The sequence below is a fragment of the Corynebacterium sp. HMSC072A04 genome (assembly GCF_001809235.1).
Lineage (GTDB): Bacteria > Actinomycetota > Actinomycetes > Mycobacteriales > Mycobacteriaceae > Corynebacterium > Corynebacterium hiratae.
Genome location: NZ_KV796752.1, coordinates 36909 through 57220 on the forward strand (window position 1 = coordinate 36909; position 20312 = coordinate 57220).

The 20312-nt window shown below is 62.7% G+C and carries 18 protein-coding genes; 10 read left to right on the plus strand and 8 right to left on the minus strand.

Annotation, left to right across the window (positions count from 1 at the left end):
* Positions 1 to 11 precede the first annotated feature (11 nt).
* From HMPREF2565_RS03505 to HMPREF2565_RS03545, 9 genes are all read left to right on the plus strand, one after another.
* The gene (locus HMPREF2565_RS03505; RefSeq protein ID WP_071406877.1) at positions 12 to 614 is read left to right on the plus strand and encodes an NUDIX hydrolase; all 603 of its coding nucleotides are present in this window, start codon (positions 12 to 14) and stop codon (positions 612 to 614) included.
* A complete protein-coding gene (locus HMPREF2565_RS03510; protein WP_071406878.1) occupies positions 611 to 2752 on the plus strand; it encodes a hypothetical protein in 2142 nt (713 codons plus the stop codon). The genes HMPREF2565_RS03505 and HMPREF2565_RS03510 overlap by 4 nt, the downstream gene beginning before the upstream one ends.
* Before the next feature lie 9 nt (positions 2753 to 2761).
* Positions 2762 to 6004, plus strand: a complete 3243-nt coding sequence (gene murJ, locus HMPREF2565_RS03515; protein WP_071406879.1) for a murein biosynthesis integral membrane protein MurJ — start codon at positions 2762 to 2764, stop codon at positions 6002 to 6004.
* Positions 6005 to 6216: 212 nt separating this feature from the next.
* Positions 6217 to 6750, plus strand: a complete 534-nt coding sequence (locus HMPREF2565_RS03520) for a YceI family protein (protein ID WP_049155630.1) — start codon at positions 6217 to 6219, stop codon at positions 6748 to 6750.
* Positions 6751 to 6908: 158 nt separating this feature from the next.
* The gene (gene pepN / locus HMPREF2565_RS03525; RefSeq protein WP_071406880.1) at positions 6909 to 9419 is read left to right on the plus strand and encodes an aminopeptidase N; all 2511 of its coding nucleotides are present in this window, start codon (positions 6909 to 6911) and stop codon (positions 9417 to 9419) included.
* Between the two features lie 105 nt (positions 9420 to 9524).
* Positions 9525 to 10100 carry an RNA polymerase sigma factor gene (locus HMPREF2565_RS03530; RefSeq protein ID WP_158396865.1) on the plus strand — a complete coding sequence of 192 codons (576 nt, stop codon included), beginning with the start codon at positions 9525 to 9527 and terminating at the stop codon, positions 10098 to 10100.
* A 54-nt stretch (positions 10101 to 10154) separates the two neighbouring features.
* The gene (trxB, locus tag HMPREF2565_RS03535) at positions 10155 to 11081 is read left to right on the plus strand and encodes a thioredoxin-disulfide reductase (protein ID WP_049155640.1); all 927 of its coding nucleotides are present in this window, start codon (positions 10155 to 10157) and stop codon (positions 11079 to 11081) included.
* A 7-nt stretch (positions 11082 to 11088) separates the two neighbouring features.
* The gene (gene trxA / locus HMPREF2565_RS03540; protein WP_046648711.1) at positions 11089 to 11412 is read left to right on the plus strand and encodes a thioredoxin; all 324 of its coding nucleotides are present in this window, start codon (positions 11089 to 11091) and stop codon (positions 11410 to 11412) included.
* Positions 11413 to 11477: 65 nt separating this feature from the next.
* Positions 11478 to 12662: an N-acetylmuramoyl-L-alanine amidase gene (locus HMPREF2565_RS03545; RefSeq protein ID WP_070547227.1), complete on the plus strand. Its 1185-nt coding sequence runs from the start codon at positions 11478 to 11480 to the stop codon at positions 12660 to 12662.
* Between the two features lie 158 nt (positions 12663 to 12820).
* Here HMPREF2565_RS03545 and HMPREF2565_RS03550 read toward each other — a convergent pair whose 3' ends face one another.
* The 8 genes from HMPREF2565_RS03550 to rpmH are packed head-to-tail and all read right to left on the minus strand — an operon-like array spanning position 12821 to position 17757.
* Positions 12821 to 13396 (minus strand): hypothetical protein, encoded by a 576-nt coding sequence (locus HMPREF2565_RS03550; protein ID WP_046648707.1) that lies wholly within the window; start codon positions 13394 to 13396, stop codon positions 12821 to 12823.
* 6 nt (positions 13397 to 13402) lie between these two features.
* A complete protein-coding gene (locus HMPREF2565_RS03555) occupies positions 13403 to 14458 on the minus strand; it encodes a ParB/RepB/Spo0J family partition protein (RefSeq protein WP_046648706.1) in 1056 nt (351 codons plus the stop codon).
* Between the two features lie 6 nt (positions 14459 to 14464).
* Positions 14465 to 15313 (minus strand): ParA family protein, encoded by an 849-nt coding sequence (locus tag HMPREF2565_RS03560; RefSeq protein ID WP_046648705.1) that lies wholly within the window; start codon positions 15311 to 15313, stop codon positions 14465 to 14467.
* 10 nt (positions 15314 to 15323) lie between these two features.
* On the minus strand, positions 15324 to 15953 hold the full coding sequence (gene rsmG / locus HMPREF2565_RS03565) for a 16S rRNA (guanine(527)-N(7))-methyltransferase RsmG (protein WP_046648704.1): 630 nt from the start codon (positions 15951 to 15953) through the stop codon (positions 15324 to 15326).
* Positions 15954 to 15976: 23 nt separating this feature from the next.
* Complete coding sequence (yidC, locus tag HMPREF2565_RS03570) at positions 15977 to 16966, minus strand: membrane protein insertase YidC (RefSeq protein WP_070547228.1); 990 nt, start codon at positions 16964 to 16966, stop codon at positions 15977 to 15979.
* A gap of 9 nt (positions 16967 to 16975) precedes the next feature.
* The gene (gene yidD, locus HMPREF2565_RS03575) at positions 16976 to 17254 is read right to left on the minus strand and encodes a membrane protein insertion efficiency factor YidD (RefSeq protein WP_175975006.1); all 279 of its coding nucleotides are present in this window, start codon (positions 17252 to 17254) and stop codon (positions 16976 to 16978) included.
* Positions 17242 to 17610, minus strand: coding sequence for a ribonuclease P protein component (gene rnpA, locus HMPREF2565_RS03580; protein WP_046648702.1), 369 nt, complete (start codon positions 17608 to 17610; stop codon positions 17242 to 17244). Before rnpA ends, yidD begins: the two co-directional genes overlap by 13 nt.
* Before the next feature lie 3 nt (positions 17611 to 17613).
* The gene (rpmH, locus tag HMPREF2565_RS03585; protein ID WP_003847033.1) at positions 17614 to 17757 is read right to left on the minus strand and encodes a 50S ribosomal protein L34; all 144 of its coding nucleotides are present in this window, start codon (positions 17755 to 17757) and stop codon (positions 17614 to 17616) included.
* A gap of 796 nt (positions 17758 to 18553) precedes the next feature.
* Between rpmH and dnaA the strand changes: the two genes are divergently transcribed.
* Entirely contained in the window at positions 18554 to 20203 is a 1650-nt protein-coding gene (gene dnaA / locus HMPREF2565_RS03590; protein WP_046648701.1) for a chromosomal replication initiator protein DnaA, read from the plus strand.
* The last annotated feature ends 109 nt before the right edge of the window (positions 20204 to 20312 follow it).

The window sequence follows — 20312 nt, forward strand, 5'->3', positions numbered from 1 at the left end:
GATTAGCAGGGATGACTAAGAACACGCCAGGGTCCAAGCGCCGCCGCCGGCGGGGCGCGGGCCACCGGAACCACCGCACGGGACGCCCCCAGCGCACGTCCACCAACCGCATGACCACGCGGGATGAGACGTCCGCGGGCGGACTCGTCGTGTCCGGATTGGCGGAGGCCGTCGACGAGGACGGCAACGTAAACCTCTCACAGATCTATGTGGCGCTCATCGGCAGGCTGGACCGCCGCGGGCGCCTGCTGTGGTCCATGCCGAAGGGACATGTGGAAAACGGCGAAGCCAAGGAGCTGACCGCCGAGCGCGAGGTCTGGGAGGAGACCGGCATCCACGGCGAGGTCTTCGCGGACCTGGGCATGATTGATTATTGGTTCGTCTCCGATGGCGTGCGCATTCACAAGACCGTGCACCATCACCTGCTGCGTTTTGTCGATGGCATCATGAACGACGAGGACCCGGAGGTCACGGAGGTGTCCTGGATCCCGGTCTCCGAGCTCATCGAGCACCTGGCCTATGCCGACGAGCGCAAGCTGGCGCGCATCGCCCACGACCTTCTTCCGGATCTCGCGCGAAAGGAAGCTGCCGAAGGAAAGGCGACCCCGCGGTGAGCTGGCGCGCAGCGGCGGCCGTCGCGGCCTTGGCGGTGGGCTGCACCGTCCCCGTGGCCCAGGCGGAAACCCTCGATACTGGGATCACCGACTCCCACTACTGGCTCGGCTCCCGCGGACCCGATGAACTGGAGCTGAGCCTGCTCAGCGCCACGGAGGCGCAGGTAGGGGAGACGCTGGAGCTGCAGCTGCGCATCCACAACCCAACCGAGAGCGCCGTTGATGATCTTCAGATCACCTCCCGCCGCAGCACTGCCGTAACCTCCACGACGCAGGCCCGCCAAGAGCTGGCCGCAGGATCCTTTCCTTTTTATGGGGCCTCGCTCGGCGCAGGGACGCTCCAACCGGGGGAGAGCCGCGACGTCACCGTCAAGATGCCCACCGCTCTGGGGGAGGACTCGACCCTGGCCATCACGGAGCCCGGCGCGTACCCGCTCCTGTTTACCTTGACCGGCACCCGCGACGGCCAAGCGGCCAGTTTCGCGGAGGAGCGGACGATTGTGGAATTCCAAGGAGACGAGCCGGATGCCGAAGAGGAGGGCGAGCATTCCTTTTCCCTGGTCTATCCCATCACCGCCCAAGTGGACGTGGTTCCAGGTGATACCGGCGGCGAGGAGCTCATCTTAGAAAGCGAGCAGCTGGCAGAGCAGCTCTCGCCGGGCGGGCGCCTCGATCAGCTGCTCGATGCCTACCTGGAGCATGATCTGCACGGCTCCGGCTGCGTGGCCTTGGACCCTGCGCTTGTCGACGCCGCCGACCGCATGTCCGCCGGCTACACCGTCAACGAGACCCGCCCATCTATCGCCAAACGCCCCACCCGCCTGCGCGATTCCTGGTTCACCCAGTCCGATTCCGATCGCGGTGAACCGGGCGCGGGTGCCCAAGACGCCGCCGCGTGGCTAGAGAAGCTCAAGAAGGTGGACTGCCGCATGCTCATGCCGTGGGCCAACGCAGACACCGACGCCGTCGCCAAAGTAGGAAACGAGTGGCTCACCCACGAGGCCGTCGAGCAGGGCGCGGCCACCATCGAGCGCATCCTCAGTGCGCCGCTCAGCACCAAGCTGACCGCGCCTGCGTCAGGGACAAGCGAGCACGCAATGCCAGTCCCGCTGCTGGTAGCGGATAACTCCGAATGGGCAGGCAAGGCCGCCACCTTCGATGCTTCCCTCGGCGCACTCTTAGCCCAAACCGGCTCGAAACCACAGACCACCGGGTACTCCAACCCGGAGCTGCGCTATGACTTTTCCATGGATTCGGAGCAGGCGCGGGCGCTGACGGCGGGGGCGTCGATAAGCGTGGCGTCGGCGCAAGAGGAGACCGTGGCCAAGTTGCCGAACTACCAAGACCCTGCGGCCGCGCGTGCGGTGATGGAAGCAGCGCAGAGGCTCCTTGATTCTGGGCGCCTCCAGCCGCGCCCCGTCACCGCGCTAGATGTGGAGGAGGGCAGCGGTACCCCCGGCAGCCCCTACCCGGATCCCGCGGCCTTTCACGACGCCGAGATCACGCAGGTGACACAGCAGGCGCGCTATACCGACGAGCTGATGTCCATCATGGTTAATGATCCAGGCATCGCCATGACGCGCTATAGCTTCACGGCGCCCCTGCGCCACGATCTGCTCACGGCGCTGAGCGCTACCGACCGCTCCAGCCTGCACGGTTTCACGTCCTCCGTGAAGCAGAGCCGCGCGCGGCTGGAGAAGAACGCGAATATGCTGCGCGAGCTCCGCGCCTCCGTCTCCCTCATCCCGCCAGGCAACGTCTACACTCGCGTTTCGGAGTCATCGCCGCTGCTCATCGTAGCGGAGAACGGCCTGCCGCTGCCTGTCGACGCCCACCTGGCCTACGACGCCCCCGACGGCGCCACCTTGAACACGCAGGACTTGATTCACATACCGGCCAAGGGATCCATTACCGTGTCCATGACCGCTGACCTGCCGAGCGACGTTGACCAGATGTCGCTGCGCCTGTGGCTAGCAACACCATCTGAGCACCTCATTTCGGATCCAATCGACATTACGGTGCAGACGCGTGCCGGTATCGTTAGCGTCTATGGAGTCGGCGCAATCGCCGCGCTCGCCCTCGTCCTTGCCGCACTGTTCCGGCTGGGTAAGCGGAAGAAAAAGAAGTCTCACGGATAGTTTTTCTCTATGACACATGAACCTATGTCTGGTGCCCGTCGACGCATTGTCACGCCCTCGCCGCCGGCACCGGTCCCGGAAAAGCGCGCGCCGAGTGGCGTCGTTGCTGTCGACGACGAACTCGAGGACCGTTCGGGACTGAAGGGCAAGTCTGCCTCGGCCCCGAGTGAGTCCCCCGGCGAAGAGAACTCCGACCGCGCCGTTGTGCGCGCCACCGGTTCGATGGCCATCGCGACGATGATCTCCCGCATCACGGGTTTCATCCGCAACGTGCTCATTGGCTCTTCGCTGGGCCCGGCCATTTCTTCCGCTTTCACCACTGCGAACCAGCTGCCCAACCTCATCACGGAGATCGTGCTGGGCGCGGTGCTCACCTCGCTCGTCGTGCCCGTGCTCGTACGCGCGGAGAAGGAAGACTCCGACCGCGGCGAGGCCTTCGTCCGCCGCCTCTTCACGCTGGCCTTCTCCCTGCTGGCGACGATCACGGTGCTCTCCTGCATCTTTGCCCCGCAGCTGACGCGCATGATGTTGCCGGAGGACGGCAAGGTCAACGCCGTGCAGGCCACCTCCTTTGCCTATTTGCTGCTGCCGCAGATCTTCTTCTACGGGCTCTTCGCGCTCTTCCAAGCGGTGCTCAACACCAAGAACATCTTCGGGCCGGGTGCGTGGGCGCCGGTGGTCAATAACATCATCTCGATCTCGGTGCTCGTGGCCTATCAGCTGGTGCCGGGCAGCCTACATCCCAATGCGCCCTCGCCGATCACGGACGGGCACGTGCTGCTCTTGGCGCTCGGCACCACGGCGGGCGTGGTGGTGCAATGCCTCATCTTGTTCCCGTACCTCAAGAAGGCAGGCATCAACCTCAAGCCGCTCTGGGGCCTAGATGACCGGCTCAAACAGTTCGGTGGCATGGCGTTGGCCATTGTGGCCTACGTAGCCATTTCCCAGCTGGGCTATGTCATCACCTCCCGCGTGGCGGCGCATGCCGATAAAGGCGCGCCCTTTACCTACCAACAGGCCTGGCTGCTTCTGCAGGTGCCCTACGGCGTCATTGGTGTCACCCTGCTGACCGCGATTATGCCGCGACTGTCCCGCAACGCCGCGGACGGTGACGTCAAGGCCGTGGTTCGGGATCTCACGCTCGGCACGAAGCTGACGTTTATCGCGCTGATCCCCATCGTCATCTTCATGACGGGCTTCGGCATCCCGATTGCCCGCGGCCTTTTCCAGTACGGCGCCTTCGACGCCGACGCGGCCGAGCTGCTCGGCCTCACGCTGAGCTTCTCCGCTTTTACCCTGATCCCCTATGCCTTGGTGCTGCTACACCTGCGCGTGTTCTACGCGCGTGAGGAAGCGTGGACCCCCACCTTCATCATCGCCGGCATCACGCTGACCAAGGTGGTGCTCTCCCTGCTGGCCCCGCACGTGGCGGACTCCCCGGAGCGCGTGGTCATCCTGCTCGGTACGGCCAACGGCTTCGGCTTCGTGGCTGGCGCGGTCATCGGCGGCTTCCTGCTCAAGCGCAAGCTGGGCAGCCTGGGTGGCCGCGCGGTCATCGCCACCACCGTGTGGTCAGTGCTGGCCTCCGTCGTGGGCCTGGTCGTTGCTTACGCCTTCAACTACGGCATCAACTTCGTGCTCCCGGCCGAGGTTCCGCCGTTTGTGTACCTACTCAAGCTGGCCGTCGTGGGCCTCGTCTTCGTAATCGTGACCGGCATCGTGCTCTCGCGTTCGGGTCTGCCGGAAGTCATCAACCTGGGCCGCCAGCTGCAGCGCATCCCCGGCATGTCCCGCATCATCAAGATCGAGCATGCCGAGGCCATCGAGGTCGAAGCCCCAGAGCAGCTGGAGTTCCAGCCCATCTTCAGCGTGGATGCCTTCAACTCCTCGCCGGTGCCGCCGCCGATGTCTGCCGGTATCGTCCGCGGCCCGCGCCTGGTGCCGGGTGCCCCAGTCTCCGATGGCCGCTTCCGCCTGCTCAAGGATTATGGCTCCGCCCCGGGTACCCGCTTCTGGAAGGCCCGCGAGCAGGCCACCGGACGCCTGGTATCGCTGACCTTCGTGGATACCACGGGCGAGGCACCCATGGCTCCGGCCACCCCGGCCGTGGCCGCCCGCCGCTCCGCAGAGGTCTCCCGCGCCACGCGCCGCCTGGCGGAAATGGAGCTGGATGCCGTGGCGGAGAACATCGATATCCTGTCCTACCGCCAAGGCTGCCTCGTCGTGGCGGACTGGGTCGAGGGCACCTCGTTGAAGACAGTGTCGGAAGACAAGGACCTCGATCCGCGCGCCGTGGCCCACGCCTTGGTACCGCTGGTGCGCACCACGGCCGCCGCCCACGCGGCGGACCTCGTGCTGGGTATTGAGAACCGCAACCGCATCCGCATTTCCACCGAGGGCGTTGCCACGCTGGCCTTCCCCGCGGTACTGCACAGCAACGATGAGGAGACGGACCGCTCGGCGCTGTCCTCCGCCATCTCGCTCCTCGTGGAGTCCACCAAGCCCACCCCGGAGGTGCTGCAGGAGATTGCCGCCGATGCCGAAGAGGGCGAGGACTCCGATCTCGAGGACATCGCTCACCGCCTGGCGGCCTTCGCCGGCGATGGCGAAGAAGGCGAGGAAACCCTCCAGGTTCCAGTGGAGGAAACCCCGCGCAAGGAGGATCCGAGCCCCGCACCGGGCTTCGGCGGCCGCGGCTACTCGGGCTCCGGCACCATCGTGCTGGGCGTTCTTGCCACCCTCTTCGTCGTGGCGATGGCCGCGCTGAGCGTCTGGATCCTCTCCCAGGTGGGTAACGAGAAGACTTCCCCGGTGGTGACCAAGAGCGAAGCCTCGACGGAGGCCACGTTCCCCAACGTCCCGCCGGTCCTGTTCAAGGACGTCAAGAGCACGTCCGTTCCGGAGGGCAAGGAGGTCACCGGCGAGTGGACCACGAAGGAAGCAGAATCCGGACTTCTGCTCAGCATTGACAAGCCCACGCAGCTGCACGTGCTACCGCTAAAGCAGGAGGATTCCATCGGTGCGAAGTACGTGGTCTACGGGGTGGATACCAAGGATTTCGATCCCACGGATCCGGAATCCGGCACGCTCACCGAACTCGCGCACGGCACCCTGACTAGCGCGCGCCAGGACATCGAGCTGAAGAAGAAGTCGGCGGCCTTCGACGGCGCCCTCATCCTCTTCACTGACATGCCCAAGTCCGGTTCCGTCACGCTGGAGGAGGCCACCCTGGTGGGCATCCCCACCAACTAACGCACCTCCTCACGCATTTCCCCAGACCTCGATCCCGCAACTCCCTGCTCGCTGGCTCAGACGTGCAACGCGCTTGACGACGCCCACGCTGCAGGTTTCGGGTTGCAGGTCTGGGGCTTTGTAGTTCTTCCGCTCTCTTCCCTTGACAGATAAGGGGAGGGGCGTATAATTGTTGTTGTCACGTCAACAAACTAGAGAACTGAGGAACCCCCATGACTATCACTGCAGGAACGTACGCACTGGACCCGGCACACACCACCATCGGCTTTGTCGCCCGCCACGCCATGATCACCAAGGTGCGCGGCAACTTCAACGAGTTCGACGGCACCCTGACCGTAGGGGAGAACATTGCCGACTCCGCCGCCACCGCCACGGTAAAGACCGCATCCATCGACACTAAGAGCGCTGACCGCGATGCCCACGTGAAGGGCGAGGACTTCTTCGACGTTGAGAAGTTCCCGGAGATGACCTTCACCGCGACCAAGTTCGACGTTAACGAGGCAGGCGAGGGCACCGTCACCGGTGAACTCACCATCAAGGGCACCACCAAGTCTGTCGACTTCAAGGTAGACGAGGCCGGCGTCGCCGAGGATCCCTTCGGCAACACCCGCCTGGGCTTCGAGGCCAAGACCTCCATTAACCGCCTCGACTTCGGCATCGACTTCAACGCCCCGCTGAAGACCGGCGGCGTGCTGGTCTCCGAGGAGATCAAGATCGAGCTCGAGGTTTCTGCGATTAAGCAGTAAGCCATAAAGCGCGAAACCTCACCGTAGGAAGTAGTTCTAAGTTGTTGCCCGTAGTGCCCATTTCGGCACTACGGGCAACAGTTTTTGCGGAGTTGTTTGAAACAACTTTGAGCAGCTTACCTGTGATACGCACCGCAGTGACGTTTAAGATGTAGCGCATGACTACCGCAAACCTCACCCATGCTGAAGCTTCCGCCCGCAGCGCCGCGCTGCGCCTGAGCACCTACGAGTTGCACCTCGACGTCACGAGCGCACCAACCGACGCCGATTCCTACGAGGTCACCTCACGTATTACATTCACCACCACCGAACCCGAGACCTTCGTGGACTACCTGGGCAAGGCCGTGCACGCAGTGCGCGTCAACGGCGAGGAGGTGGAGAACACCTTCGACGGCGGACGCGTCTACCTGCGCAACCTTCCAGTGGGGGAGGAGCTCACCGTGGAGATCACCGGCTCCTCCTATTACTCCCGCACCGGCCAGGGCCTGCACCGCATGCACGACCAAGCCGATGACACCACGTACCTCTACTCGCACCTCGAGCCTTCCGATGCCCGCCGCATCTTCCCGTGCTTTGACCAGCCGGACCTCAAGGCCAGCTACGAGGTGCACCTCACCGGCCCGGAAGGCTGGCAGCTCTTAAGCAACCAGCCGGAGGTTGGCCGCGAGAAGACCGAGGGCAGGGAAGTAGCGCACTTCGCGCCGACGCCTCTGCTTTCGACGTATTTAACGGCGTTTGCGGCGGGGCCGTACGTCGAGAAGCACAGCACCTGGACCGCACCCGATGGGTCCTTGGAAGTGGAGCTGCGCGCCTTTGCCCGCGCCTCCATGGTGGAGTACCTGGATGATGAGATCCTGCAGGTCACCGCGCAGGGCATGGACTTCTTCCACAGCAACTACGGCTACCCGTACCCGTGGGGCAAGTACGATTCCATCTTCGTTCCGGAGTACAACCTGGGTGCGATGGAGAACCCCGGCCTGGTGACCTTTACGGAGCATTACCTCTTCCGTTCCGCCGCCACCCGCGCGCAGCATGCCGGGCGCACGAATACGATCCTGCACGAGATGTCGCACATGTGGTTCGGAGACCTAGTCACCCCGCAGTGGTGGGATGACCTGTGGCTCAAGGAGTCCTTCGCGGAATTCATGGGCGCGGACTCCTCGGTGCACGCCACCGACTACACCGAGGCCTGGGTCAACTTCGCCGGTCAGCGCAAGAACTGGGCCTACCTGCAGGATCAGCTGCCCACCACGCACCCGATCAAGGCCGAGATCCCAGACGTGGATGCCGCGCGCCAGAACTTCGACGGCATTACTTATGCCAAGGGCGCGGCGGTGCTCAAGCAGCTGGTGCACTACGTGGGCCGCGAGAACTTCTACGCCGGCGCGCGCGACTACTTCCAGGAGCACGCCTTTGGCGCAGCCACCTTCGACGACCTCCTCAAGGCCCTGAAGAAGCACACCGACCGCGACCTCGATGCCTGGTCCACCGCCTGGCTGCGCACATGGGGTCCGGATACACTCACCCCGGAGCTTCACACCGACGGCGATAAGATCCACGAGCTCGCCATCGTGGTCGAGGCCGAAGACACCACGCGCCCGCACCGCCTCAACGTGACGCTATTCGATGACTCCCTGAACAAATACGCCACCCTTGACGTCGATCTGGAGGGCGAGCGCACCATCCTCGACGAGGCTTCTGGACTTCAGGCGCCGGCGTTGCTGCTGCTGAACGACGGCGACCACACCTACGCCAAGGTCCGCTTCGACGAGACCTCCTTGGAGACCATTCGCACGCGCCTGTCTGAAGTTCCGGATGAGCTCTCCCGCGCGGTTATCTGGACCTCCCTGTGGAACCTCACCCGCGATGGCGAGTGGCCGGTGCGCTCCTACCTCGACACCGTGCTGAAGCACGCCCCGGCGGAGTCCAACCCGACGCTTCTGACCACGGCCTTCGCCAACGCCGCCTATGCCATCGACCACTTCGTGGGCCAGGGAGAACGCGAGGAGATCCGCGCCGACTACGCCGAGCGCCTGTGGGAGGTGCTGCAGCAAGCACCGGCAGGCTCCGACGCACAGCTCACCGTCGCCCGCGCCGCCATCCAGGCACTTGCCGCCACCCCGGCGGAGTCCGGCACGCAGCGCCTGCGCGCGCTTCTCGACGGATCCCTCGACGGCCTCGCCCTCGACCCGGATATCCGCTGGGCCATCCTGCGCGCGCTGGCCGCCCGCGATGCCGTCAGCACCGAAGAGCTGGAAGCTGAGAAGGAGCGCGATAACACCCTCACTGGTGCTGCGGCCTTCCTGGGTGCCTCCCACGCTTTCCCGTCTGCCGAGCTCAAGCGCGAAGTCTTCGACCTCGTGCGCACACCGGGCAAATACTCCAACGCGGAGGTGGATTCCCTGCTCGCGGCGTTCAACGCGCCGCGCTCGGCCCACCTCACCGAGGCCTTTGCCCAGGAGTATTTCGATTCTCTGGCCAAGCTCTGGGAGGAGCACCCCATCGAGATTGCCAACCGCCTCGTGCGCGGCCTCTACCCGGATCCCACAATGGCCGACGCTGCCACCAGCGAATTCTTGAGCAGCGAACGTCCGCGTGCACTTCGCCGCGTGCTGTTGGAATGCCAGGATGCGCTGCGTCGCGCGCAACGCGTCCGTGCCGCGCAATAAGCGCTTCGCGTAGCGGACAGAAGAATCTTCCCGTAAACTCGCAGACACATTAACGGGGGGACAATCACAAACCATCGGCTTCGGCTGGGGGCTGTGTTGACCCAAATGTCATTGCTCAAGTTTCCGGGGGGATTCTTAGTGTCAGCACAGCCGACCGATCGTGAACTCGTCGACGCCTTCATTGGCGGAGATACTAAGGCTTTTTCGGCAATCGTCGAGAAGCACCGCGCGCGCCTGACCGCCATGGCGCGGCGCTACACACGCAACGATGATGATGCGCAGGACATTGTGCAGGAGGCGCTGCTCAAGGCCAGCTGCAATATGGCCTCCTACCGGCACGATGCCACCCTGAGTACGTGGCTGCACAGGCTGGTGATGAACTCCGGATATGACTTCCTCAACCATCGATCCAACCGTGAGAACGCGTCCCTGGACGCGGAGATCATTGAGGATGACCGCAACTATGCACTCGCGCACAATCCCAGCGAGAACCTGGCGGAGCGCATCACGGTAGCCCAAGCGATGGAGACCTTGCGCGAGGACCAGCGGGAGGCGCTGTACCTGACCGATGTTGCTGGCTATCCCATCGATACGGTGGCCAAGGTGCAGGGCGTGGCGCCTGGCACGGTGAAGTCGCGCCGAGCCCGGGCTCGGCAAGTGTTGCGTGCGGCGATAGACTGAGGGCGAGTAGAATCTGAGTCTTACTTAAAAATTATCGTTTCAAGGGAGTTTTTAGTGACTATCCACGATGTCGCCATCGTCGGCTCCGGCCCCGCCGGCTACACCGCAGCGCTCTACGCAGCACGTGCCGAGCTCAATCCCATCGTCTTCGAGGGCTTTGAATACGGTGGCGAACTCATGAACACCACCGAGGTAGAGAACTACCCGGGCTTCCAGAAGGGAATCATGGGCCCTGAGCTCATGGAAGAGATGCGCGCCCAGGCCATCCGCTTCGGTGCCGACCTGCGCATGGAAGTCGTAGATTCCGTCGAGCTCGAAGGCGAGGTGAAGAAACTGCACGTGGGCGACGAGGTTTATGAAGCCCGTGCTGTCATCCTCGCTACCGGTGCCGCTCCGCGCTACCTAGGGATTCCGGGCGAATCGGAGCTGACTGGCCGCGGCGTGTCCGCGTGTGCCACCTGCGATGGCTTCTTCTTCAAGGACCACAATATCGCCGTCGTCGGCGGCGGCGATTCCGCCATGGAGGAGGCTACCTTCCTCACCAAGTTCGCCGAGACCGTCACCATTATCCACCGCTCGGAGAACTTCCGCGCCTCCAAGATCATGCTGGAGCGCGCCAAGGACAATCCAAAGATTAAGTGGCTGACCAACACCACCGTCGAGCGCGTCCTGGAGAAGGACGGCAAGGTCGGTGCCCTCGAGGTCAAGAACGTGCTGACCGGTGAGACCAGCGAGCTGGATCTGACCGCCATGTTCGTGGCCATTGGCCACGATCCGCGCTCCGGCTTCCTTAACGGCCAGGTAGAGACCGATGAAGCTGGCTACGTGGTGGTAGAGCAGCCGTCCACCAAGACCTCGCTGCCAGGTGTCTTTGCCTGTGGTGACTTGGTGGATGACCACTACCAGCAGGCCATTACCGCCGCGGGCTCCGGCTGCCGCGCAGCGATTGATGCGGAACATTTCCTGGCCGAGAACCGTTAGTGATCACATGAGCAACATTAAGAACGTCACTACTGATTCCTTCCGCGCCGACGTCGTGGAGGCAGGCAAGCCCGTCGTCGTGGACTTCTGGGCCGAATGGTGTGGGCCGTGCAAGAAGCTGTCCCCGATCCTCGAGGAGGTCGCCGAGGAGCTCGGTGATGACGTCTCCGTGGTCAAGGTCAACGTGGATGAAGAGCGCACTTTGGGTGCCATGTTCCAGATCATGTCCATTCCCTCCGTCCTGATTTTCAAGAACGGCGAGAAGGTCGATGAGTTCGTTGGCCTGCGTTCTAAGGCCGACATCGTGGCACAGGTAAAGAAGCAGCTCTAACTGGTAGTCTTTAACTCGTTGACGGCGCACTAAGGTGCGCCTCCTTGATCACGAAAGGGGTAGGTGTGAACCGCGTTTTACGTGTAGGTGACCAGAGCGTTCGGGTCGCCGAAGCACGCGCAACCCTTGCCCGCCTCGGCCTGATGACTGACTACCAGGGGACCTTGTCCGACTGGAAGAAGCAGAAGTATTCCGAAGCCGATAAGTACTTTGATAACGAGCTGGCGCAAGTGCTCAAAGCCTTCCAGCAATCCCGCGGCATCGTGCCCAGCGGCGATATTGATGACCTTACTTTGCGTGAGCTGCGTCAGGCTTCCTACACCTTAGGCGCGCGGGTACTGGCTTATGAACCGGGCAACGTGCAGGTGGGAGATGATGTATCCCAGCTGCAGCAACAGCTCCAGGAACTCGGCTTCTACCAAGAACGCATCGATGGCCATTTTGGGGCCCGCACCTACGCGGCGCTGGCGGAATACCAACTGAACTCCGGCCTGCGCAGCGATGGCATTTGCGGCCCGGCCACCATCAACGCGCTCAATCTGCTGGGTCGGCGGATCACCGGTGGCTCGGCGCACAATATCCAAGAGCGCGAGCGCGTGCGCAACGCGGGACCCAAGTTGGCGGGCAAGCGCGTGGTGATCGACCCCAGCCTCGGCGGCTTCAACAAGGGCCGCACGGTCAAGGGCCGCTATGGCGACATCACGGAAGAAGAGACCCTCTGGGATCTAGCCGAGCGCGTCGCCGGCCGCATGATTGCCGCCGGCATGGAGACCATCATCTCCCGCCCGCGTACCGATGATCCCTCCATCCACGATCGCGCCGACATCGCCAATGCCTTTGGCGCTGACTTGGTCATTTCACTCGCCTGCGATGAGTACCCCACGGAAAAAGCCAATGGCGTAGCCACCTTCTACTTCGGTTCTGAGTCCGGCAATTCCTCCCTCATTGGGGAGACGCTCTCCGGCTTCATCCAGCGCGAAATCGTTGCCCGTACCGAGCTGGGCAACTGCCGCAACCACGGCCGCACGTGGGCGCTGCTGCGCTTGACGCAGATGCCGGTGGTGCAGGTAGTTCTGGGTTACCTGACCAGCCCGAAGGACGTGGCGATTCTGACTAACCCAGAGTGCCGCGATGACATCGCCGAGGCCATCGTTGTCTCCGTCAAGCGCCTCTACCTCCTCGACGATGACACCGCCGTGACCGGCACCTACCGCTTCGACGAGCTCCTGCGCGCGGAGCGCTCTTCCTAATGGAGCCTAGGGGGTGCCGTCCCAGACGGTTCCCCTCAAATGGTTCCAGTCAAACGGTTTCCTTGCCCCCAAACAAACCTTCTAGGACTTTCCAAAAGGTTCCCTTGCCCCCAACAGAACCGTTTGAGTAGAACCTTCTTACTAGAACCATCCTGTATCTAGGCCAAGGCGCGGGCGAGGAGGTCTTCCACGGCGGCTGCGGTCAGCAGATCGAAGGCAGGCGGCAGCTCGAGGCGCAGGCGCGGCGTGATGGGGTGATCGCGCTCCACCCTGAAACCGGCGGATTCCAGCGTTTCTACCGGTAGTAGGCCGATACGGCCGGGCTTATCCCGCAAAAGATTCTCGGCGGCGCGGGCATCGCGGTAACCAAAGGCCTCAACGGCGCTGGCTTCGCGGGAGGTGAGGTGCATGATGGTGGCATCGAGAAGCACTGCCTCCAAGCCCTTCGCCGCACGGTGCGACTTCACGAACAGGGAGGACACCAGCACCGCGTCCTCCGAAACAGGGGAGGTGGGCAGCTTTGCGGCACCGGGGGCAAGATCGGGCGGGCAGAAGAACACGGTGGCTTCATCACCCACGGTAAACCCGCACTCGCCGCAGCGCAGCAGCGTGGAGCTGATCCATGCTTCCTTCTCGAAGGCCGGATCAGCGACCGTGGTCTTCAGCTCCCAGAAGATGGATCGGGCCGCCAAGGGGTTGATGGCAACGCCTTCGTTGACGGCTTGGACAAGCATGGTCAGCTAGCTGCTTTCCTTGCCCTCAATGAGGGCCAGAATGCGCTCGAAGTCTTCCTGGTCGCCGAATTCGACGACCATCTTGCCCTTGCGCTTGCCCATGGTGACGGTGACCTTGGTGTCAAAGCGATCGGCCAGACGTTCAGCGGAATCGGTAAAGAACTGCGGCTGCGGGGCGGCAGGCTTCTTGCTTGGCTCGGCCGGCTTGCCGTCGCGCTTGTATAGGGTGACGGCTTCCTCCGTGGCGCGCACGGACAGGCCCTCGGCCACGATGCGGTTCGCAATGAGCTCCATGGCCTCGGCATCCGGCAGACCCAGCAGCGCGCGGGCATGGCCACCGGACAAGGTGCCAGCGGCGACGCGCTTCTGCACGCTGACCGGCAGCTTGAGCAGGCGAATCATGTTGGTGACCTGCGGGCGGGAGCGGCCGATGCGATCAGCCAACTCGTTCTGGGTCACGCCGAATTCCTCCAGCAGCTGCTGGTAGGCGTGGGCCTCTTCCAGCGGGTTGAGCTGCACGCGGTGGATGTTCTCCAGAAGCGCATCCCGCAGCAGATCATCATCCTTGGTATCGCGCACAATGGCCGGGATGGTGGCCAGGCCCGCCTTGGAGGAGGCGCGCCAGCGGCGCTCACCCATGATGAGCTCGAAGCCGCCCTCCTCGGCGGGGCGCACAACGACCGGCTGCAGCAGGCCAAACTCCTTGATGGAGTGGACCAGCTCCGCCAACTCATCTTCGTCGAAGACAGAACGCGGCTGCTTCGGGTTGGGCATGATGTCCCCGACGGAGATCTCCCGGTACGTCGCACCAATCACCGAAGGTTTCGCCTGCCGCTTCTTCGAGCCAGTGGACTGCTGGATGGTCGGCGCACCCTGCACCTTCTTTGCCGCAGAGCCCTGAGCCCCGCCGGTCGAAGCGCCGAGGATAATGTCAGCCGCCGAATCCCCAAGACGCGGCTTGCGGGAGGGAGCACCCGGGCCAGACGGAATGAGAGCGGCCAGTCCCTTGCCTAGTCCGCCCTGGCGCTGCTCCGGCTTCTGGTCTGCCTTCTTATCTGCCATGGTGTCCTATCCTTCCAATTCCGCGAAAATCTCTGGGCTCACGCCGATGGCACCCGTGGTGGGGTGCGGCGTGTAGTCTCCGCGCTTGTCCAGCTCGCGTGCGGCGGCGGAGTAGGCGCGGGCGCCTGTCGACGACGGGTCATAAGCGATAACCGTCTTACCATAGCCCGGCGCCTCCGAAACGCGCACGGAACGCGGGATGACGTTGCCCAAAACGACGGCGCCGAATTGCTCACGCACCTCGTTGGCCACCTGCTCAGCCAGCTTGGTGCGGGCATCGAACATGGTGAGCAGCACGCCGGAGATGTGGAGGTCCTCGTTGAGGTGTTCACGGATCATGGAAATATTGCCCAACAGCTGGCCCACGCCCTCCAGCGCGTAGTACTCGCACTGGATGGGGATGATGACTTCCTCCGCACACGTCATCGCATTGATGGTCAGCAGGCCCAGGGAGGGCGGGCAGTCGATGAAGACGTAGTCGAAGCCGTGCTCCTCAAGAAAACCGTTGTGCAGGGCGTCATAAAGGCGGAACTCGCGGCGGACCAGAGAAACCATTTCGATCTCAGCGCCGGCCAGATCAATGGTGGCCGGGATGCAGTAGAGGTTCTCATCGTCGGGGCAGTGCTGCATTGCTTCGTCCGCGCTGCAGTCACCCAAAAGGACCTCATAGCTGGATTTGGTGCCGGAGGTATGCTCCGCGCCTACCGCGGTGGAGGCGTTGCCCTGCGGGTCCAAGTCGATCACCAAGACCTTCTTGCCGGCCTCAGCGAGCGCGGCGGCAAGGTTGACGGCGGAGGTGGTTTTACCCACGCCACCCTTCTGGTTCGCGATGGTGATAAGACGAGGATGAGTCATGCCGTCTACTTTAGTTCACGCGCGGGACACGGATAATCGTGGTGCCGTGGATGGTCATGACCTCGGCTTTTCCGCCACCCGCGCGCTTGATATCGGCAGCGTCGCGCTCCAGCTCCTCATGCACTGAGGAGCCCTTGAGAGCGATCATCTCGCCGCCTTTACGCACCAGCGGCAAGGACCACTTGGCCAGCTTGCCCAGCGGGGCCACCGCGCGGGAGGTCACGATGTCGGCGCCCTGCACCTGCTTTTTCACGGGGCCTTCCTCGGCGCGGCCGCGGATGACGGTGACGTTATCCAGACCCAGCAGGTCGACGACCTCGTTGAGGTAGGTCGAGCGCTTGAGCAACGGCTCGATGAGAGTGATCTTCAGGTCAGGGCGCGCGATGGCAAGCGGGATGCCGGGCAGGCCGGCGCCACTGCCGACGTCGATAAGCGTGGCGCCCTGCGGCATCACCTCCGCGACCACGGCACAGTTGATGAGGTGGCGTTCCCACAGGCGCGGGACCTCGCGGGGGCCAATAAAACCACGAGTGGACCCGTCCGTGGCGAGCGAATCGTGATACTTCTGCGCGAGCGGCAGACGCGATCCGAAGACGTCAGACGGGTCCAGTGGCACAGTGTCGGACACAGATTCAGTCACTGTGAAAACTCCTGGGTTAATTTCTAGTTATTGTTCTTGCGGCGCTGCTTCTTGGAGCGATTGTCCTTCTTGCGTGCACCCGGCTTCGGCGCGGAGGTGCGCTTGAGCTCAGCCTTGGCGGCTGCCTCTTCTTCTTCCTCGCGGTCCATCTTGGCGTAGACGATGCGAGTCTGGAAGAAGGTCCACACGGTGTTAGCCAGCATGTAGAAGAGCAGACCGATGGGCCAAATGAAGCCGGAGAAGACCAGCATGGCCGGCATGAACCACAGCATCATCTTGTTCATCATGGCCATCTGCTGCTGCATCATTTCCGCGTTCTGGCCCTGCGGGGTAGCGGTCTTGCCGGCGGCGCGGCGTGCCTCCTGGCGGTTGAGGGACATGCGGGCGTTGAAGTGCGTGAGCACCGCAATGATGGCGATGAGCGGCACGATAATAACGGCCGCCTGCATGGTGGTGGTTTCCTTAACGATCTCCACACCGGAGTTCAGGCGCAGGTTGGCCACCAGCGGCACGCCGAAGATCTTCGCATCCACGAACTGCTTCACCAGCTCGGGCTTGAAGATGTAGTTGGCGATGGAGGCGTTCATTTCCTCTGACATCGCCTCACCGGCCGGGTGCCCGATACCACCGGCGACGGCCACAGTACGGTCGAAGGAACGCAGCACGTGGAAGAGACCAATGAACATGGGGATCTGCGCGAACATGGGCAGGCAGCCCGCCACGGGACGCACGCCGGCTTCCTTGTAGATGCGCTGCATCTCCTGCGCCGCCTTGGTCTGGTCATTGGCGTACTTGGTGCGCAGCTCTTGGATTTGCGGCTGGATCTCCTGCATCTTGCGTGAAGAGCGCAGCTGGGTGATGGTCGGCTTGACCATGATGGCCTTGAGCGTCCACGTCAGCAGGACGATGGCGATGATCCAGGTTCCGCCCCATGCGGAATCGAGGACGAAGCTCAAGAGCCAATGCCAGAACCACAAGACGGCTGAAATTGGCCAATAGATGAAATTAAGCACGAGAGTTGTTTACCTCAGTTGTTGTTTGGTCGGTACCGGATCAAACCCACCCGGGTGCCAGGGACCGCACTTGCATAACCTGGCGAGCGCCATGCCCGTTCCCTTGAAGGCTCCATGGATGGAGATGGCTTCGAGGGCATAGGCACTGCACGTCGGTTCAAAACGACAGGTGGAGACCATCTTAAGGCCTGACACATGCTTTTGGTAGAAGCGCACCCCGTAAACCAAGACCCTGCCGAACCCGCGGGCTTCGGGGATCTCTTGGCCTTGGGAGTTCAGATATCCCATGTGCTTAACGCTTTGCGGATATCACGCTCAAGACGCTGGCTGGTGGCCTCGCTGCTGGCGGGCAGCGCACGAATAACGATGTCGACATTGGCGGGTAAAGCTTTCCCGTTGACTCCATCGCGCATGAGCGACATGCACACATGACGAAGCCGCCGGGAGGTGCGGTGGCGAACCACGGCATTCCCGACGGCTTTCGACACAATGAGGCCGAACCGCGGCCCAGTGGCCGCGATGTCGTCTTCACCGTCATTAAAGCGCAAATGCACGACGGCAGTGCGCGTGCCCGCCCGGCGCCCGCCCTTGATGGTCCGCCGAAACTGCCTCGGGGACGTGAGCTTGTGCTGGGCTGGAAGCATGAATTAAGCGGTGAGCTTAGCGCGACCCTTCTTGCGACGAGCGGCGACGATAGCGCGGCCGGCGCGGGTGCTCATGCGGGTACGGAAGCCGTGCTTGCGAGCGCGACGACGGTTGTTCGGCTGGAAGGTACGCTTACCCTTTGCCACGATTAACTCCTTGAAGTTGTTGGTGGATGGCACAGCCCAGCGCCGCCGGCGCTCAGGCTTAAACATCCACTGATGAATGGTGTACGTGGGGATGAGGCTTCGCACTTGAAGCGCCATGAGGCGTGGCGAGGCATTCCCACATGCAACATGTGCACCATGCACTGTTGCGATAGACCATCACAGGTTACGTGACAGGTAGCGCGCTAAACAAATCGACACACTGGGTGTCCCCGAAATTACAAGGATGTTTTTATCCGCAGCTAGAGCGCCACTTTTCACCCACATGCTGCGCGGTCAACGCCTCCTCCCACCGACCGTGGCGCGGTCGAGCCGCGGTCGCGCCAGGCGTGCAAAGAAGTGCGTTAGACAGCATCCCCATAACGCGGTACAACTGAGGAATCTAATTCCACAGCCGCCCACAGGGTGTGGATAACTCTCAATCATGACTTGAGACTTTTGCTATTTGAGCAGGTCAACTGCATTAAGGAGCCGATGTAAAGTTATCCACAGCCATGAGATAGGCTGTGGATAAACCACCTATTCACACCTGTGGATAACTTTGTGGAATCCGAGGTTACACACTAAAACATCGTGTGGAATCCCCGGTGGAAATCACAAGAAATTGGAATTTCCGCATCCCCGTCTCTTCCTCATCCGTCCATCCGTCCCCGATCCAACCCACGTTCACGCAGTACATACTGCGGCCCTGAAGCCTCTCTTTCAGGCACGTAAGTAGCTGTGGCCGGCCCCACCCGCCGGCACCGCGTGGCCGTGAAGCACACAGAAGGTAGGCGTTTTGTCTGATCCGCAAGCAGCCCTAAGGGCCAGCTGGAAAGCTGTGGTCAGTGATTTGCTGGCACAGTCCGAACAACCGAACTCGGACGTTCCCAACTTCACCCACAGCCAACGCCTCAACCTCCAGCTCGTAGAGCCCATCATGATCGGGGATGGCTACGCGTTGATTGCCGCCCCGCACGAGAATGCCAAGAGTGTTATTGAGGCTGAGCTGGGGGAGTACATCACCCGCGCTCTGTCGCAGCACATGGGCCGGCCGTGTTCCTTGGCCGTGACCATTGCCGCGCCCCCGCAGCCTGCTCCGCAGGAAGAACCCGAAGCTCCCGCCCCCCAGCGCCCCATTCAGACCGAGGCACCGGAGTACGGCATGGGCCACCAGGCTCAGTCTTTCCAACAAGCCATGCCGCCCACGCCACCGACCCAGCCGGCCCAACCCGCTCCGCCCGCTCATCATCAGCCGCGCTCATGGGATGCCGCGCATTCCCCGGCCAGCCTGGATGAGTTGGCTCAGCACTACAGCGAACAGCAACACACCGCTCCCAGCGGCTACCCAGACTACTCGGAGGCAGCCGGCGCGCGCATTCCGCGCGAGGAACCCGCGCACAACCCAAACCACGAAAAATCTCTCAACCCGAAGCACACTTTTGAAAACTTCGTCATCGGGTCCTCCAACCGTTTTGCCAACGGTGCCGCCGTGGCCGTGGCCGAAAACCCCGCCCGCGCCTATAACCCACTGTTCATTTGGGGCGGCTCCGGGCTGGGCAAGACGCACCTGTTGCACGCGGCCGGCAATTACGCCCAGGTCCTGCACCCGGGCCTGCGGGTGAAATATGTGTCCTCGGAGGAATTCACCAACGATTACATCAACTCGCTGCGTGATGACCGCCAGGAATCCTTCAAGCGCCGCTACCGCAACCTGGACATCCTCATGGTCGATGACATTCAGTTCTTGGAAGGCAAGGAATCCACGCAGGAAGAGTTCTTCCACACCTTCAATGCCCTGCACCAGGCCAACAAGCAGATCATTTTGTCTTCCGACCGCCCGCCGAAGCAGCTGACGACCCTGGAGGATCGCCTCCGCACCCGTTTCGAGGGTGGTCTGATTACGGATATTCAGCCGCCAGACCTGGAAACGCGCATCGCCATCCTCATGAAGAAGGCTTCTGCGGACGGCACAGACGTCGATCGCTCGGTACTCGAGCTCATCGCCTCCCGCTTCGAATCATCAATTCGCGAGCTCGAGGGCGCGCTCATCCGTGTTTCTGCGTATTCTTCCCTGGTCAATGAACCAATCAGCTTGGAGATGGCGGAGATTGCCCTGCACGATTTGGCTCCTGATTCTGCCGATCGCCAGATCACCGCGGCGGCCATCATCGAGGTCACGGCGGACTACTTCAACATCGACGTGGACACCCTGCGCGGTTCCGGTAAGAAGCGCGCCGTCGCCCACGCCCGCCAGCTGGCGATGTACCTGTGCCGCGAGCTCACCGAACTGTCCCTGCCGAAGATCGGCGATCAGTTCGGCGGCAAGGACCACACCACCGTCATCTATGCCGACCGCAAGATCCGCAAGGAAATGACAGAAAACCGCAACACCTACGACGAGATCCAGGCGCTGACCCAGCGCGTGAAGAACCACAACCAGCGCTAGAACCGCACGGCGCTTGGCGACGTCCCCTCCCGTCCCGCACAACCTCCCCGCGGGCGTGGGCCGGGGGCGTCTTTTTGATCGGTGAAAACTTATCCACATAGTTATTCAC

Bases quoted from the DNA above. Each gene is read 5' to 3' on its own strand.
- HMPREF2565_RS03505 (WP_071406877.1), top strand. From the start codon at position 12: ATGACTAAGAACACGCCAGGGTCCAAGCGCCGCCGCCGGCGGGGCGCG.
- HMPREF2565_RS03555 (WP_046648706.1), bottom strand. From the start codon at position 14,458: ATGGCAGATAAGAAGGCAGACCAGAAGCCGGAGCAGCGCCAGGGCGGA.
- HMPREF2565_RS03530 (WP_158396865.1), top strand. From the start codon at position 9,525: ATGTCATTGCTCAAGTTTCCGGGGGGATTCTTAGTGTCAGCACAGCCG.
- HMPREF2565_RS03550 (WP_046648707.1), bottom strand. From the start codon at position 13,396: ATGCTTGTCCAAGCCGTCAACGAAGGCGTTGCCATCAACCCCTTGGCG.
- murJ (WP_071406879.1), top strand. From the start codon at position 2,762: ATGACACATGAACCTATGTCTGGTGCCCGTCGACGCATTGTCACGCCC.
- trxA (WP_046648711.1), top strand. From the start codon at position 11,089: ATGAGCAACATTAAGAACGTCACTACTGATTCCTTCCGCGCCGACGTC.
- HMPREF2565_RS03560 (WP_046648705.1), bottom strand. From the start codon at position 15,313: ATGACTCATCCTCGTCTTATCACCATCGCGAACCAGAAGGGTGGCGTG.
- yidD (WP_175975006.1), bottom strand. From the start codon at position 17,254: ATGGGATATCTGAACTCCCAAGGCCAAGAGATCCCCGAAGCCCGCGGG.
- rnpA (WP_046648702.1), bottom strand. From the start codon at position 17,610: ATGCTTCCAGCCCAGCACAAGCTCACGTCCCCGAGGCAGTTTCGGCGG.
- pepN (WP_071406880.1), top strand. From the start codon at position 6,909: ATGACTACCGCAAACCTCACCCATGCTGAAGCTTCCGCCCGCAGCGCC.
- HMPREF2565_RS03520 (WP_049155630.1), top strand. From the start codon at position 6,217: ATGACTATCACTGCAGGAACGTACGCACTGGACCCGGCACACACCACC.